Genomic DNA, 14865 nt, shown 5'->3' on the forward strand with positions numbered 1-14865 from the left:
CTACATGGCGATCGTCGAGATCCAGGCTTACACGGCGGCCCACGCCGGCTCTCGACACCTACGCTGCCAGATTCCGATCAGATAAGGCTTGGCAGCCGCATCCATGCGGCTGACACCCCGCACTCCGACACCGCCCCACCTCTGACAGATTCCGTGTGCTGTCGGTAGGTGTCGACCTTGGTCGACACATCTGTCAGATATCGACAATCAAAATGGGGTCGGATCCGTTTTCCTACGGAAAACGGATCCGACCCCATCGGCATGTCCAACAGATCGCGGAAAACTGTCGAAGGCGGGGTGGGTCCGGTGGCGGGAGTGTCCGCGGCATGGATGCCGCGGCCAAGCCCCCAAGGATGGGTTTACGGCGTCTCCCGCAACCGGGCCCACCCCGCCATCCCACGGAATGCACGCTGTTGCTGTTGCTTCGGCCGTTGCCCCGGCAGGTGCAGGGCTGCAAGCCCTGCCGAACACCCCTCAACTCTCGCAGTTGGCGAACACGTCGCGGTCGCGTTCGTACAGCGAGGTCTTCACCTGCATCAGGCCCAGCACCGACGGGAACAGGTTGTCATGGTCGGTATACGCCGCCGAACGCTTGCGCACGCACTGCAGGTCCAGCCCACGGCTGCTGGCGAAGCCTGGCGAGAACCACATCGTCATCGGTACCCGGGTCTGCTCGGCCGGGGCGATGGCGTAGGGCACGCCGTGCAGGAACAGGCCCTTCTCGCCCAGCGACTCGCCGTGGTCGGACAGGTAGATCATCGCCGTGTCGTAATCCTGCATGCCCTGCAGCGTGCCGATGGTCTTTGTCAGGAAGTGATCGGTGTACAGCACGGCATTGTCGTAGCTGTTGGTGATCTCTTCGCGCGAGCAACGGCCAATGTCACGGGTATCGCAGGTCGGGGTGAAACGGCGGAATGCGGGCGGATAGCGCTCGAAGTAGGCCGGACCGTGGTTGCCCAGCTGGTGCAGCACCACCACCCGGTCGCCGGGCCTGGCGCGTACCTGGGTGGCCAGGTCCTGCAGCAGGATCTCGTCCATGCAGCGGCCATCGGCGCACAGGCCCGGCGTGGTGGCATCGGACAGGGACTGGAAGTCCAGGCCTTCGCACACGCCCTTGCAGCCGGACTGGTTGTCACGCCACAACGGTGCGATGCCGGCACGGTTCAATACGTGCAGCAGCGACTGGTGCGCGCGGATCTTCTTCTCGTCGTAGTCATGGCGGCCCCACGGCGAGAACAGGCACGGCAACGAAACCTCGGTGCTGGTGCCGCACGAATGCATGTCCGGGAAATTGATCACGCTGGCCTGCGCCAGTTCCGGGGTGGTGTTGCGGCCACCGTTGAGCCCCCAGTTCTGCGCACGCACGGTCTCGCCCATGACGATCACCAGCAGGCGCGGCTTGCTGGCCGGCGCGCGCGGGGTGGCCTTGGCATCGGTGCCGATCGGCAGCTTCGGCGCGCGCTGCACCGGATTGTCGCCACGCAATGCACGCGGCATGCCCAACAGGACATTGGCCGGTGTCGCGAGATAGCGCACTTCACGCTGGTTGCGCATCAGTGCCGAGACATCCTGGAACGAGATCAACGCGCCGCCGACAGCCGTCACTGCCGCCACCACCAGGAAGCCGACGCGCCAGAGCAGGCTGCGGCCCCAGCTGCGGCGGCGCAGCTGCACGCGCCACAGCACCACCATCGGCAGCACTGCCAGCAGCAGTACCGGCCACAGCAGCGATACCGTCATCAGCTCGCGGCTTTCCTTGGGGTCGGTCGCCAGCACGTTGCGCAGCATGTCCGCATCCAGGTAGATGTGGTAGCGGCTCATGTAGTGTGCGGCGAATGCGGTCACCAGCAGCAGCAGGCTGATCACCACTTTGGCGTTCCAGCGCCAGACCAGGATGCCCAGCAGCACGCCGTGCGCACCCAGCAGCAACAGCAGCAGCGACAGCGCGTAGCGCAGGCTGCCCGGATGGCTGGCCATCGCGCTGTGCCAGAACAGGCCGTTGCCGGCCACCGCGAAGAACAGGCTGGTGAACGCGATCAGTGCTTCGGTGGACAGCTGTGGCCGCCAGTGGCGAAGACCCGCCAGCGCGGAAGGGCGGGCGGGGCGTTGGACCGATGCACTCATGCGTTTGCCTCCTGGCGGTTGGGACGGTCCAGCTGACGGCGGATCAGGATGCCTTTGACGATCAGGTACAGGCCGAGTGACAGCAGCCAACATATCAACGCGGTGGCAACATCATGCGAAAGGAAATGCGCGCCCCGGAGCTGCTGGCTGATGCCGAACACCAGGCCGGTGCCGAGGCCGATCCACAAGCCTGCCCAGCGCCACGACGGGCGCCACAGCAGGGCGAAATAGTACAGGCACAGCCACGCATAGCCTGCGCTGGCGTGGCCGGCAGGGAAGCAGGCCTGTGCGGCCATGCCGGCCGGGCGCTGCGTGAAAAGCCCGATATAGGGCTGATGGCCACCGTAGCGCAGCAGGTCCCAGGGACATTCCATCGGCACCAGGGTCTTCAGCAGGGAGATCACGCCCGTACCCAGCGCCATGGCAATTACGACATAAAGCAGCGCCCATCGCAGGGTGCGATCGCCCCCCTTGCGCCAGTGGTGCACGCACAACAGGATCGCCACCAGCGCCGCCGACGTGCTCAGCCACTTGCCGGCCTTGTGCACCACCGTGCGGGTGACCCAGGCGTCCTGCAACGCCCAGTGGCCACCTTCGAGGCGGAACAGGTGATCGGCCACCCATTGATCACCGCCGAAACCCATCAGCAGCGTAAACACGGGCAGACCGATTGCGACAGGCAGCCAGAAGTGAGTTACGGCGAATCTTGACGCCAGTGGTGATGTCGCAAGCGGCGCTGCCGCATCAATGGGACGAACGGGCATGCTGGGAAGGGGCGGTTCGGGAATCCGCGCTCATGCTCGTCACCTCGATGTCGGAGAAGGGTCGGACGCCCGTTCGCGCCGGGTTAATGAGTCCCCGGCGCGCGTCACCGTTCAGTCTTCTTCGGCGGTCGATCCGGTCCGCTCGGCGTGGCACTTCGGGTCCCAGGCCGTACCGGGAAGCAGTTGCCAACGATTCCTGTTGGCAATGCCGATGTCGATCACCTTGGCCGGGTCCACGCAGGGGCTCATCGCATCGTCCAGCACCAGCACCCAGCGCTTGCCCGGCGCCTCGGCCAGCCACGGGCCGGCGTCATGCCATTGTTCGGCCCACGGGCGCTTGAAGCCGAACTCGCGCACCGGCCGATCTGCCTGCAGCAGGTTCTGTTCGCGCCAGGCGACCAGTGCCAGCTCCGCATCCGGGCCGATCCGCGCGCCCACCCGGCGCATCACCGCCGACGCTGATGCGTACGGATCCAGCGCCGGGATCAGCACCAGGCCGTAGAGCATCCACAGCATGCCGTGGGTCAGCAACACCAGCGTTGCGGCACGTCGCACCCGCAGCCACACGATCAACGTGGCCAGGGCAATGGCAAAGGTCAGCAGGCCATCTCCCAGCACCGGCAGCAGCGAATCGGGCATCGCCCGCCGTTCCAGCTGCGCCAGGGCCCACGGATGTTCGGTCATCAGCATCACCCCGAGCACACCGGTGGCCAGCATCAGCACCACGGTGTAGCCGAACAGGTAGCGCCGCACGCACAGCCGTCGCAGCAGGCCAGGCAACAGCGGGGCCACCGCCAGCGCCATCGCCGGCAGCATTGGCAGCACATAGACCTCGCGCTTGCCGGGGCTGGCACTGAAGAACACCAGCACCAGCAGCGCCCAGCCCAACAGCAGCCATTGCCGGCAGTCACCACGGCGGATGCGGCGCCACCAGGGTTTGAACAGCATCGGCAGCAACAGGCTGCCCGGCAGCCACAAGGTCAGGATCACCTGCAGGTAGTACCAGACCGGCTGGCGGTGGTGCCAGGCGTTGGCGTAGCGGGTGCCGGTCTGCTTGAACAGCAGTTCGTGGGCGTAGGACTGCAGGGACGCGCTGGGCTCATGCAGCAATGCCCAGCCCAGCGGGGCAAGCCACACCGCCACGCCCAGCAGGAAGGCCGGGATCAGCCACAGCAGCGTTGCCGGGTGCGGACCGTCCACGCTGCGCCCGCGGCGGCGCTGGTACAGCCACCAGCCGAACCACGGCAGCACCATCAGCAGCGGCAGGAACCCCACGCCCTTGGTCACCGTGCCGAGGCCAGCGGCGAAACCGGCCAGCCACAGCGCGGGCAGGTTGCGGCGCTCGCACAGGTGGCGCATCAATCCCCACAGGGCCACCGTGGTCATGCCGACCAGCACCATGTCGATCTGCGCGCGCTTGGCCATCAGGCCGAACTGCAGGGTGCAGAACAGCGCCGCGAGGGCGTACAGGGAATGCCGCGGCGACCACAGCCGCCGTGCCAGGTCCGACACCAGCCACAGGCTGAGCAGGGCGCCCAGCAGCGACGGCAGCAGGAACGACCATTGCCAGCTGCCGACCACCTCGTAAGCGGCCGCCTGCAGCCACATGAAGACCGGCGGCTTCTCCGCGTACAGCTCCACGCCCCGGTGCGGCAGCAGCCATTCTCCACTTTCGACCATGGTACGGGCCGCCAGCACGAAGCGCGGCTCGTCCGGCGGCTGCGGCTGGCGCAGGCCGATACCGGCGGCCAACGCGGCGATGATCAGCAGCCACAACAGGGGCAGGCGCCAACGGCGGGGCAGGGCTACGGGCACGGCAGGCTCCGGGAGCAAAACCGCCACTCTGACGTGGCTGGGGTAGGAAAGGCGTCGGAGCGGGCGCAGGGCGACCGCATTCCGACATGGTCGGCGCTACCATGGTACGAACTTCCGTGGATCTTTCGTGCATGCGTCTGTTGGTGATCGAGGACAACCGCCAGCTGGTGGCCAACCTGTTCGACTATTTCGAGTCGCGCGGGCACGTGCTCGACGTGGCCCCGGATGGCATCACCGGCCTGCACCTGGCAGGCAGCCACCCCTACGATGCGGTGATCCTGGACTGGATGCTGCCGCGCATGGAGGGGCCGGAGGTGCTGCGTCGCCTGCGCGCCGAGCACGCGTCGGAGGTGCCGGTGATCATGCTGACCGCGCGCGACGAGCTGCCGGACAAGATCGCCGGCTTCCGCGCCGGTGCCGACGACTACCTGACCAAGCCGTTCGCCCTGCCCGAGCTGGAAGTGCGGCTGGAGGCGCTGCTGCTGCGCGCGCAGGGCCGCAATCCGCGCAAGCGCCTGCAGGTGGGCGACCTGGTGCTGGACCTGGCGACCCTGGAAGCCCAGCGTGGTGGCCAGGTGCTGCACCTGTACCCGGCCTGCCGCAAGCTGCTGGAAGTGCTGATGCGCGCCAGCCCCGGTGCGGTCACCCGCCAGCAGCTGGAGTTCGCCCTGTGGGGCGACGAGCCACCGGATGGCGATCTGCTGCGCTCGCATGTCTACGAGCTGCGCCGCAGCGTCGACGGCCCGTTTGCCGACAAGCTGATCCATACGCTGCCGCGGGTGGGCTATCGGTTGGCGCTGATGGACGCTGCCGACGCAGGCAGGAATGCTGATGAGGGCGCGTAAGCCGGGGCCGCTGTACCGGCGGGTGGTGTGGTGGTTGCTCGGGTACCTGGCACTGCTGTCGATTGCAGTATTCAGTGTCGGCAACTACGTGCACGAACACGCCGAGCACGCCGCGTGGCGCGCGCTGCTCAATTCCGAACTGGACAGCATCGTCGAGCATGTCGAGCACGAACCTCACTATCGCTGGCAGGACTCGGACACGCTGAGCCTGTACCGCTTTGACGCAGTCAATCTGCCAGAGAGCCTGCGCTCCCTGCATCCTGGGTTGCATGACGGAGTGATGGTCAAGGGCCGCGAGACGGCGGTGATGGTCCGTGAAACGCAGTCGATGGGACGGGTGGCGCTGGCGCTTGACATCTCCGATTTCCATGACCTGGAACAGTTCGCCACGCGCTGGGTGATGCTGGCCGGGGTGATCATGATCTTCGTCACCGTGCTGATGGCGTCGTTCGGCATGGAGCGGATGGTGCGTCCGTTGAGCCTGCTGGCACAGCACATTGCCGGGCTGCGGCCGGGCGTGCAGGGCCAGCGTATCGAAGTCGATCCGCGCGGCAGCGCTGAGCTGCATACCATCGCCGGTGCGTTGAACGACTACCTGGACCGCAACGAGCAGTTCGTCGAGCGCGAGCGGGTCTTCATCAGCACCGCCAGCCACGAACTGCGCACGCCGATCGCGGTGATGACCGGTGCTGCCGAGCTCGCGCTGGAGCAACCGGGCCTGCCCGAGCGCGCCCGCCAGCAGATGCAGCGGGTGTTGCGCACAGCGCAGAGCGTGGAGCAGCTGATCGAGCTGCTGCTGGTGCTGGCGCGTGATCCGGCACGCCTGGCCGCGCGTGCCGAGCGCATCGCCCTGGACCAGCTGCTGCCGGAGATCGTCGACGACCATCGCCACCTGCTCGGTGACAAGGACCTGAGCATCGGCATCCAGGCGGCGCCGGTGGATATCGTTGCGCCGATGGCAGTGGTGCAGGCGGCGATCGGCAACCTGCTGCGCAATGCCATCGAGAACAGCGGCCGCGGCCATATCGAGCTGCAGTTGAGTGCGTCGGCGGTGCTGACGCTGCAGGACCCAGGGCATGGCATGAGCCCGGAGGAGATTGCCGCCATCCACGCGCGCATGGCCCGTGGCGGACGCGCCGATCGTGGCAGCGGCATCGGCCTGGACCTGATCGCGCGGCTGTGCGAACACCTGGGCTGGACCCTGCAGCTGCAGCCCTGCGAACCGCGCGGAACGCGTGTCACGCTCGATTTCAGTGCCTCGCGCCCGGCCTGAACCGGCCGTCCTGGTAGATGCCAACCTTGGTTGGCATGCGGCCCGTCGACCAAGGTCGACGCCTACCCACGCAATGGCTGTTCGCATTACCGCCCGTTCGGCCGCGCCACGTGCTGGTCGATCAGGATCACGTTGCCGTCGGGATCGGCCAGCTGCAGGTAGCCGGTCCCCTGGCCATCGGGGTCAGTGCGGACTGCCAGTTCGATGCCCTTGGCATCCAGTTCCGCCTGCAGTTCACGCACATCCTGGAAGTGGGGCAGCTCCTGCCTGTGCTGGTCCCAGCCGGGGTTGAAGGTCAGCAGGTTGCCCTCGAACATGCCCTGGAACAGCCCGATGACCGTGCCGTTGCTGCGCATTACCAGCCAGTTCTGCGTGGGATCGCCACCGGTGACCGAGAACCCGAGGGCTTCGTGGAACGCGCGGGAGGCGGCCAGGTCCTTCACGGACAGGCTGACAGAGAACGCACCAAGCTGCATGGGCCTGCTCCACAACGGTGATGCCGCAATCGTCGTCAATGCAGGGGAAGGCGACAAGCAGCGCAGCATGACCAGGCGTGAAGACAATGTTAATCTCGACCTGCGCCGCTTCATGCGGCGCTTTTTTTCTCCGCTCTTTCGATCGACAGAGGATCCCATGCCGACCGAACCCGCTACCGCCCTGATCAGCAACGACATCGTTGGACTGGGCCTGATTGCCGCCACCCTGGCCCTGATCTTCTGGGCCGCCAGTGGTCCGACCCCGTTGTTGAAGAAGATCTTCGCCTGGGTGCCGGCACTGCTGCTGTGCTACTTCATCCCCGCCATCTACAACACCGCCGGTGTCATCGATGGCCACAACACCTCGCTCTACAACCCGGTCGCGCGCGACGTGCTGCTGCCCGCTGCGCTGGTCCTGCTGACACTGTCGATCGACCTGAAAGGCGTCATCAAGCTCGGCCCAAAGCTGCTGATCGTGTTCTGTGCCGGTACCGCCGGCATCATGCTCGGCGCCATCGTCTCGTTCCAGCTGATGAAGCTGATCCATCCGGAAACGGTGGCCGGTGATACCTGGGCCGGCATGGCCGCGCTGGCAGGCAGCTGGATCGGTGGCGGCGCCAACATGGTGGCCATGCGCGAGGTGTTCGGCACCGATGCCACCACCTTTGGCCAGTTCGCGGTGGTCGACGTGGCCTGCGCCAGCCTGTGGATGGCGATCCTGCTGTTTTTGGCCAACCGCGCGCAGCAGATCGATACCCGCAACGGTGCCGACACCCGCGCCATCGACGAGATGAAGGCACGCATCAGCGCCTACGAGGCACAGAACGCGCGCATTCCCAGCATGACCGACCTGATGGTGATCGTTGGCGTGGCATTGGGTGGCGTCGGCCTGGCCCATGCCATCGCCGCGCCGTTGTCGGGCTGGTTCAAGGCCAATGTCAGCTGGGCCAGCCAGTTCAGCCTCGACAGCCAGTTCGTCTGGGTGATCCTGCTGTCCACGGCGATGGGCCTGGGCCTGAGCTTCACCCGTGCGCGCCGGCTGGAAGCCGCAGGCGCTTCGCGGCTGGGCACGGTGTTCCTGTACTTCCTGATCGCCTGCATCGGCATGCAGATGAACCTGCTGTCGCTGCTGGATCGGCCGTGGCTGTTCCTGCTTGGCGCGATCTGGATGGCCACGCACGTGCTGGTGCTGTGGGGGGTAGCCAAGCTGCTGCGCGCGCCGCTGTTCTTCTTCGCGATCGGTTCGCAGGGCAACATCGGCGCGGCCGCCTCGGCCCCCGTGGTGGCCGCAGCCTTCCATCCGACGCTGGCGCCGGTGGGCGTGCTGCTGGGTACGGTGGGCTATGCCACCGGCACCGGGCTGGCGTATGTCACCGGCCTGATCCTGAAGTGGATGGCCGGCGCCTGAGTCCTGGCCGGACGATCCTGTTGCGGGTTCGCGGCGTGCGCCGCGAACCCGCTCTGCCCGTGTAGAGCCGAGCCCGCGCTCGGCTTTCTTTTGCCTGCTGAAAGGCAGGCCTGGCCCTCAGCAGCAGCGCCCGCCGTTGCGCCCGCCGTAACGCGCTTCCTGGCGCTCGCGGAAGAACGTCTTGTAATCCATCGGCTCCTGGTCCGGGTGCTTATCCAGCATGTGCCGGACGTAATTGTCGTAATCAGGAATGCCACAGCACAGTCGTGCGGTCTGCACCAGGCGCCGCCAGATGCGGCGGTGCGCCTGGTACTGGCCGGCGGGAACCAGTTGCGTGCTCATCACAGATCCACCATTTCATGCGGCTTCAGCGCCACGTACGGGGTCTCGCGGTCGCTGCGCTGCGGGTTGCGGCGTGCCGCCAGGATGGTCTTGATCGAATACACCAGCACCGCGCCGACCACCAGCAGGAACAGCGCGGTCAGGCCGGTGTTGACGTAGGCGTTGACCACGATCTGCTTCATCTGCGCCACCGACTTGGCCGGTGCAGTGATCGTATCGCTGGCGAGCGCGGCCTGGAACTTGTGTGCCTGCGCCAGGAAACCCTGCGCCGGGTTGCTGTCGAAGATCTTGATGAAGCCGGCGTAGGTGGTGCAGATCAGCAGCCACACCGCCGGTACCGCAGTGACCCACGCATAGCGGTCACGCTTCATCTTGAACAGCACCACCGTGCCCAGCATCAGCGCGATGCCAGCCAGCATCTGGTTGGAGATGCCGAACAGCGGCCACAGCGTCTGGATGCCGCCGAACGGATCGACCACGCCGGTGTAGAGCAGGTAGCCCCACAGCGCCACGCAGCCGGCGGTACCGATGATGTTGGCGGTCCACGACTCGGTCTTCTTCAGGGCCGGCACGAAGTTGCCCAGCAGGTCCTGCAGCATGAAGCGCCCGGCGCGGGTACCGGCGTCCACCGCGGTCAGGATGAACAAGGCTTCGAACAGGATCGCGAAGTGGTACCAGAACGCCATCATCGCGTCGCTGCCACTGGGAATCGCTTCGTGCAGGATCTGCGCGATGCCTACCGCCAGCGTCGGTGCACCACCGGCGCGGTGCAGGATGGTCGGTTCACCAATGGCGGCCGCGGTCGCGGTCAACTGCTCGGGGGTAATGGTGAAGCCCCAGGTGTTGGTGATGTAGTGCGCCGCCGAGGCTGCATCGGCACCGATCACGGCGGCCGGGCTGTTCATCGCGAAGTAGATGCCCGGATCGATGATCGAGGCCGCCACCAGCGCCATCACCGCCACGAACGATTCCATCAGCATGCCGCCGTAGCCGATGTAGCGCATGTGCGCTTCATTGGCCAGCAGCTTCGGCGTGGTGCCGGAGGAGATCAGTGCGTGGAAACCGGAGACCGCACCGCAGGCGATGGTAATGAACAGGAAGGGGAACATGCCGCCCTTCCACACCGGGCCATCACCGCTGGCGGCGAACTGGGTCAGCGCCGGCATCTTCAGTTCCGGCATCACCACCAGGATGCCGATGGCCAGCGCGATGATGGTGCCGATCTTGAGGAAGGTCGACAGGTAGTCGCGCGGGGCCAGCAGCAGCCACACCGGCAGCACCGAGGCGACGAAGCCGTAGCCGATCAGCATCCAGGTGATCTGGGTGCCGGTGAAGGTGAACGCCGGCCCCCACACCGGGTCGGCGGCGACCTTGCCGCCGTACCAGATCGCGGCCAGCAGCAGGATCAGGCCAACCACCGAAATCTCGCCGATCCTGCCGGGGCGGATGTAGCGCATGTACACGCCCATCAGGATCGCGATGGGCATCGTCGCGATCACCGTGAACATGCCCCACGGGCTTTCGGCCAGCGCCTTGACCACCACCATCGCCAGCACCGCCAGGATGATGATCATGATCAGGAACGCACCGAACAGGGCGATGGTGCCGGGTACCTGGCCCATCTCCTCGCGCACCAGGTCACCCAGCGAGCGGCCGTTGCGACGGCTGGACAGGAACAGCACCATGAAGTCCTGCACTGCGCCGGCCAGCACCACGCCCACCACCAGCCACAGCAGGCCGGGCAGGTAGCCCATCTGCGCGGCCAGCACCGGGCCGACCAGCGGGCCGGCGCCGGCAATGGCGGCGAAGTGGTGGCCGAACAGCACGTGCTTGTTGGTCGGCACGTAGTCGAGGCCATCGTTGTTGATCACCGCCGGGGTGGCCCGGGTCGGATCCAGCTGCATCACCTTGTTGGCGATGAACAGGCTGTAGAAGCGGTAGGCGACCAGGTACAGCGAGACCGCGGCCACCACGATCCACAGTGCGTTGATGTGCTCGCCGCGGCGCAGGGCGACGGTGCCCAGACAGAATGCGCCGAGCAGGGCGAGTGCCGCCCAGCCCAGTTTGGAAAACCCTTTCATGAGGTGCTCTCTCCCGGAAAGACAGTCAAAGAGTCCTGCTTGCCCACGACAGGGTCAATTGGCACAGGACGAATCGGCGGTAGTACTTTGGTCGTACGACGGTGGCGCTGACGTGCAGCCAACATCAGGGATGGAACAATTGGTTGCGGTGCCATCCATTGGCGTACGGCCATGTGGCGTCCATCTTCAGGGGCATCCATCCCACAGGAGTCGCCATGAGCCTTCCCGAACCGGTCCGCGTGCTGCGCACCATCCGTGGCATGCCCACCTCCGACGGTGCCGGCGTGCGCCTGACCCGCGTCATCGGCGGCCCGACGCTGCCGGACCTGGACCCGTTCCTGCTGCTCGATGAATTCGGCACCGACCGGGCCGAGGACTACATCGCCGGCTTCCCGGAACACCCGCACCGCGGTTTCGAGACCGTCACCTACATGCTCGACGGACGCATGCGGCATCGCGACAACCATGGCAACGAAGGCCTGTTGACCCCGGGCAGCGTGCAGTGGATGACCGCTGGCCGCGGCCTGGTGCACTCGGAGATGCCCGAGCAGGAAAGCGGGCAGATGCGTGGATTCCAGCTGTGGGTGAACCTGCCGGCGAAGGAGAAGATGACCGAGCCGAAGTACCAGGAGTTCGCGCCCGAGCGCATTCCCGTGGTGCAGCCGGCAGCCGGCGTGGAAGTGAAGGTGATCGCCGGCTCGGTCGACGGCACCCGCGGCCCGATCGTGCAGCCGGCCACCGAGCCGCTGTATCTCGACATCACGTTGGCGCCCGACCGGGCCTGGACTTACACGCTGCCGGAAGGCCACAACGCCTTTGCCTATGTATTTGAAGGCGGACTGACGGTGGGTGAACAGGACGCCGCCCGTGATGTTGCGCGCCAGGAGCTGGCGGTGCTGGGCGGCGGCGAACAGCTGCATGTTTCGGCTGGCAGCGAAGGCGCGCGGCTGATCCTGGTGGCCGGCCGTCCGTTGCGCGAGCCGGTGATGCGGCACGGCCCGTTCGTGATGAACACGCGGCAGGAACTGATGCAGGCCTTCGTCGATTTCCAGGAAGGCAGGTTCTGAGGTAGTGCCGGCCGCCGGCCGGCACCTGCTTTTGATCAGGACCGAAGGGTTTGCCGGCCGGCGGCCGGCACTACCTGCCGATCGAGGTGCATTGCGGGGATGCTGCCAGGCAGTCATCCCCGTCACCTTCAGCGCCCGGCGGCCACGGCCGAAGGGGTCAGGCTCATGCCCTGCGCCAGCTGCTGCAGTGAGCTCAGCTCCTGCGCGCTGTCCGGATACAGCGCAATCTGCGCGTAACGCCCTTTGTCGATCTTGACCACGCTGATGCGCCGTTCGGCGTAACCCGGCGGTTGCTGGCCGCCCAGGTCGGGCTGGTACCAGTACAGCGATTCACCGCCGAAGCTGCCTTTTTCCTGGCGCAGCGAGCGGCTCAGCGGAATGGCGGGGTCACGCGCGCTGAGCATCAGGCTCAGTACTTCGCGGCCATCAGGGGTGCTGGCGCGGCAGACCAGGAAATCGGCCTGCACCTGCTGCTGCCACTGCAGGCCACTGCTGGCTGGCAGCGAAGGACATTCGGACGGCGCCTGCGCGGCGGCCTGGGCCGCAGCGAACAGCAGGCTCGACAACATGACAGGCACGAACTTCATGCATCCCCCAAGGTGATGAGTTGTTTGGCTCCGCCAGCAGGGCCGGCGGCCATGGCATCCCATCCCCGGATGCCGCCCCATCCGGCATGTGCACGGACGGTCAACTCAACCTTAACGGAACGTGAGCAATCGCACAATTCGCGGTTACAGAAGTAACCATTGCGGCCGAGGGTCGGCCGCAATGGGAGTCGCGAGGATCAGCGGTCGCTGCCGATCCACTTGTAGATCAGGCCGCCGATCGCGCCGCCCAGCAGGGGAGCGACCCAGAACAGCCACAGCTGGCTGACTGCTCCGCTGCCGGCAAAGAAGGCCACGGCGGTGGAGCGGGCCGGGTTAACCGAGGTGTTGGTGACCGGAATGCTGATCAGGTGGATCAGGGTCAGCGACAGGCCGATCGCCAGCGGGGCGAAACCGGCCGGTGCCTTGCCGTGGGTGGAACCCATGATCACGATCAGGAACACCGCCGTCAGCACCACTTCGCACAGGAAGGCGGCTGCCACGCTGTAGCCGCCGGGCGACAGCGCGCCATAGCCATTGCTGGCGAACGCACCCGCCTGGCTGCCATCGATGGCGAAGCCAGTGGCGCCGGAGGCGATCTGCAGCAGGATGAAGCCGGCCAGCAGGCCGCCGGCAACCTGGGCGATGATGTAGGGCACCAGATCCCTGGTCGGGAAACGACCACCGGCCCACAGCCCGACGCTGACTGCCGGGTTGAAGTGCGCGCCGGAGATATGGCCGAACGCATAGGCGCCGGTCACCACGGTCAGGCCGAAGGCCAGCGCCACGCCGAGGAAACCGATACCCAGCGGATTGCCGTCGCCACCGAACTTGGCGGCCAGCACCGCACTGCCACAGCCACCCAGAACCAGCCAGAACGTGCCGAGGAACTCCGCGGACAAGCGTTTACCCATGCTCATGTGTTGCACTCCTTTGACGGTCGAAAGTGTGATTTATGTCACATTTCAATGATCAGCGGGTGACTGTAGCGTCAACGCCGGGTGCAGGGATACACCTTCAGATGTGTGCAACACGCGATGTTCAGTACTGCGGAAGTGGGATGAATTCCTTGTCGTCGCCCGGAATGGTGCCGAAGCGGCCGGCTTCCCAGTCGTGCTTGGCCTGCTCGATGCGCTCCTTCGAGCTCGACACGAAGTTCCACCACAGGTGGCGCGGGCCATCCAGCGGCTCGCCACCGAACAGCATCGCCTTCACCGGCGTCTTCGCGCGCAGGCGGCCTCGTGCACCGGCTTCGGGGATCACCAGGTGCTGCGCGGGAATATCCACGCCATCCAGCTGCGCGTCGCCCTCGAGGATGTACAACGCGCGCTCGCGGTGGCCGTCGTCGATATCGATTTCCGCATCGGGGTCGAGATCGATTGCCACGTTGAGGGTGTCGGCGAACACCTTCACCGGCGATTCCTCGCCGTACGCACGGCCGGCGATCACCCGCAGCCACGCGCCGTTGCGACGCTGCTCGGGCAGGGTGGCAGCGGCATGGTGGTAGAACGCCGGCTCGATCTCTTCATGCGACTTCGGCAGCGCGACCCAGGTCTGCATGCCGTGGATCGGGTTGTCGTGATCGCGGTCCGGCTGCGGCGTGCGCTCGGAATGGGCGATACCGCGGCCGGCGGTCATCCAGTTGACGTCACCGGGACGGATCACCTGATCCGAACCCAGCGTGTCGCGGTGGCCGATCGCGCCCGACCACAGGTAGGTGACGGTGGCCAGGCCGATATGCGGATGCGGGCGCACGTCGATGGCGGTGCCGGGGTGCATGAGTGCCGGGCCCATCTGGTCGACGAACACGAACGAGCCGATGCTGCGCGCCTGCAGGGTGGGGACGGCGCGACGGACTTCCAGGCCGCCGATGTCGTGCACGCGCGGGGCGATGATGGTGGTCATGCGGGCGTTCTCGCTGGCAGGGATCAGGTGATGAGCATCGCATGCAGCTGTGACGGGCACATGCCCCGTATGGGTAACAGGGTGTTCCAGCCAACGGCGCAGCCCCTCGTGGCTGGTTGCTTGGTCGCGTAAAGCAAAAGCCGCGCTTGGCCGGGCGGGTGGGTGGCGCAGGACACGCCGT

13 protein-coding genes are annotated in these 14865 nt (G+C 66.4%); 4 read left to right on the forward strand and 9 right to left on the reverse strand.

The genetic code is table 11. The features are described 5' to 3' along the window. Positions 1–474: 474 nt before the first annotated feature. From AC5P8F_RS05570 to AC5P8F_RS05580, 3 genes are all read right to left on the reverse strand, one after another. Positions 475–2124: a phosphoethanolamine transferase gene (locus tag AC5P8F_RS05570; RefSeq protein WP_014648014.1), complete on the reverse strand. Its 1650-nt coding sequence runs from the start codon at positions 2122–2124 to the stop codon at positions 475–477. Then, positions 2121–2888, reverse strand: coding sequence for a phosphatase PAP2 family protein (locus AC5P8F_RS05575; RefSeq protein ID WP_041863683.1), 768 nt, complete (start codon positions 2886–2888; stop codon positions 2121–2123). The genes AC5P8F_RS05570 and AC5P8F_RS05575 overlap by 4 nt, the downstream gene beginning before the upstream one ends. A 111-nt stretch (positions 2889–2999) precedes the next feature. Beyond that, entirely contained in the window at positions 3000–4703 is a 1704-nt protein-coding gene (locus AC5P8F_RS05580) for an ArnT family glycosyltransferase (RefSeq protein ID WP_050483544.1), read from the reverse strand. Positions 4704–4834: 131 nt separating this feature from the next. Here AC5P8F_RS05580 and AC5P8F_RS05585 point away from each other — a divergent pair, with 131 nt between their 5' ends. Next, positions 4835–5548 (forward strand): response regulator transcription factor, encoded by a 714-nt coding sequence (locus AC5P8F_RS05585; RefSeq protein WP_014648011.1) that lies wholly within the window; start codon positions 4835–4837, stop codon positions 5546–5548. Then, a complete protein-coding gene (locus tag AC5P8F_RS05590; protein WP_032958989.1) occupies positions 5535–6821 on the forward strand; it encodes a sensor histidine kinase in 1287 nt (428 codons plus the stop codon). The genes AC5P8F_RS05585 and AC5P8F_RS05590 overlap by 14 nt, the downstream gene beginning before the upstream one ends. Before the next feature lie 86 nt (positions 6822–6907). On the opposite strand, the gene AC5P8F_RS05595 is transcribed toward AC5P8F_RS05590, so the two are convergent. After that, complete coding sequence (locus tag AC5P8F_RS05595) at positions 6908–7297, reverse strand: VOC family protein (RefSeq protein WP_014648009.1); 390 nt, start codon at positions 7295–7297, stop codon at positions 6908–6910. A 157-nt stretch (positions 7298–7454) separates the two neighbouring features. Here AC5P8F_RS05595 and AC5P8F_RS05600 point away from each other — a divergent pair, with 157 nt between their 5' ends. Then, complete coding sequence (locus AC5P8F_RS05600; RefSeq protein ID WP_053496043.1) at positions 7455–8705, forward strand: DUF819 family protein; 1251 nt, start codon at positions 7455–7457, stop codon at positions 8703–8705. A gap of 117 nt (positions 8706–8822) precedes the next feature. Here the strand turns inward: AC5P8F_RS05600 and AC5P8F_RS05605 are convergent, their stop codons facing one another. Then, the gene (locus AC5P8F_RS05605; protein ID WP_032958992.1) at positions 8823–9047 is read right to left on the reverse strand and encodes a YbdD/YjiX family protein; all 225 of its coding nucleotides are present in this window, start codon (positions 9045–9047) and stop codon (positions 8823–8825) included. Beyond that, positions 9047–11128, reverse strand: coding sequence for a carbon starvation CstA family protein (locus AC5P8F_RS05610; RefSeq protein WP_014648006.1), 2082 nt, complete (start codon positions 11126–11128; stop codon positions 9047–9049). Before AC5P8F_RS05610 ends, AC5P8F_RS05605 begins: the two co-directional genes overlap by 1 nt. 215 nt (positions 11129–11343) lie before the next feature. Here AC5P8F_RS05610 and AC5P8F_RS05615 point away from each other — a divergent pair, with 215 nt between their 5' ends. Beyond that, a complete protein-coding gene (locus AC5P8F_RS05615) occupies positions 11344–12195 on the forward strand; it encodes a pirin family protein (RefSeq protein ID WP_014648005.1) in 852 nt (283 codons plus the stop codon). Between the two features lie 128 nt (positions 12196–12323). Here AC5P8F_RS05615 and AC5P8F_RS05620 read toward each other — a convergent pair whose 3' ends face one another. The 3 genes from AC5P8F_RS05620 to AC5P8F_RS05630 form a co-directional block, all read right to left on the reverse strand. Further along, on the reverse strand, positions 12324–12782 hold the full coding sequence (locus AC5P8F_RS05620) for a hypothetical protein (protein ID WP_049441929.1): 459 nt from the start codon (positions 12780–12782) through the stop codon (positions 12324–12326). A 197-nt stretch (positions 12783–12979) separates the two neighbouring features. After that, entirely contained in the window at positions 12980–13699 is a 720-nt protein-coding gene (gene aqpZ / locus AC5P8F_RS05625; protein WP_049441926.1) for an aquaporin Z, read from the reverse strand. 121 nt (positions 13700–13820) lie between these two features. Further along, positions 13821–14684, reverse strand: coding sequence for a pirin family protein (locus AC5P8F_RS05630; protein ID WP_005410608.1), 864 nt, complete (start codon positions 14682–14684; stop codon positions 13821–13823). Between the last annotated feature and the right edge of the window lie 181 nt (positions 14685–14865).

This window comes from Stenotrophomonas sp. YJH_SMC_69, from assembly GCF_059370495.1.

What these genes read in the sequence shown, in the direction of transcription:
- AC5P8F_RS05570 (WP_014648014.1), bottom strand. Translation starts at nt 2,124, where the DNA reads ATGAGTGCATCGGTCCAACGCCCCGCCCGCCCTTCCGCGCTGGCGGGT.
- AC5P8F_RS05575 (WP_041863683.1), bottom strand. Translation starts at nt 2,888, where the DNA reads ATGCCCGTTCGTCCCATTGATGCGGCAGCGCCGCTTGCGACATCACCA.
- AC5P8F_RS05585 (WP_014648011.1), top strand. Translation starts at nt 4,835, where the DNA reads ATGCGTCTGTTGGTGATCGAGGACAACCGCCAGCTGGTGGCCAACCTG.
- AC5P8F_RS05590 (WP_032958989.1), top strand. Translation starts at nt 5,535, where the DNA reads ATGAGGGCGCGTAAGCCGGGGCCGCTGTACCGGCGGGTGGTGTGGTGG.
- AC5P8F_RS05595 (WP_014648009.1), bottom strand. Translation starts at nt 7,297, where the DNA reads ATGCAGCTTGGTGCGTTCTCTGTCAGCCTGTCCGTGAAGGACCTGGCC.
- AC5P8F_RS05600 (WP_053496043.1), top strand. Translation starts at nt 7,455, where the DNA reads ATGCCGACCGAACCCGCTACCGCCCTGATCAGCAACGACATCGTTGGA.
- AC5P8F_RS05605 (WP_032958992.1), bottom strand. Translation starts at nt 9,047, where the DNA reads ATGAGCACGCAACTGGTTCCCGCCGGCCAGTACCAGGCGCACCGCCGC.
- AC5P8F_RS05610 (WP_014648006.1), bottom strand. Translation starts at nt 11,128, where the DNA reads ATGAAAGGGTTTTCCAAACTGGGCTGGGCGGCACTCGCCCTGCTCGGC.
- AC5P8F_RS05615 (WP_014648005.1), top strand. Translation starts at nt 11,344, where the DNA reads ATGAGCCTTCCCGAACCGGTCCGCGTGCTGCGCACCATCCGTGGCATG.
- AC5P8F_RS05620 (WP_049441929.1), bottom strand. Translation starts at nt 12,782, where the DNA reads ATGAAGTTCGTGCCTGTCATGTTGTCGAGCCTGCTGTTCGCTGCGGCC.
- aqpZ (WP_049441926.1), bottom strand. Translation starts at nt 13,699, where the DNA reads ATGAGCATGGGTAAACGCTTGTCCGCGGAGTTCCTCGGCACGTTCTGG.
- AC5P8F_RS05630 (WP_005410608.1), bottom strand. Translation starts at nt 14,684, where the DNA reads ATGACCACCATCATCGCCCCGCGCGTGCACGACATCGGCGGCCTGGAA.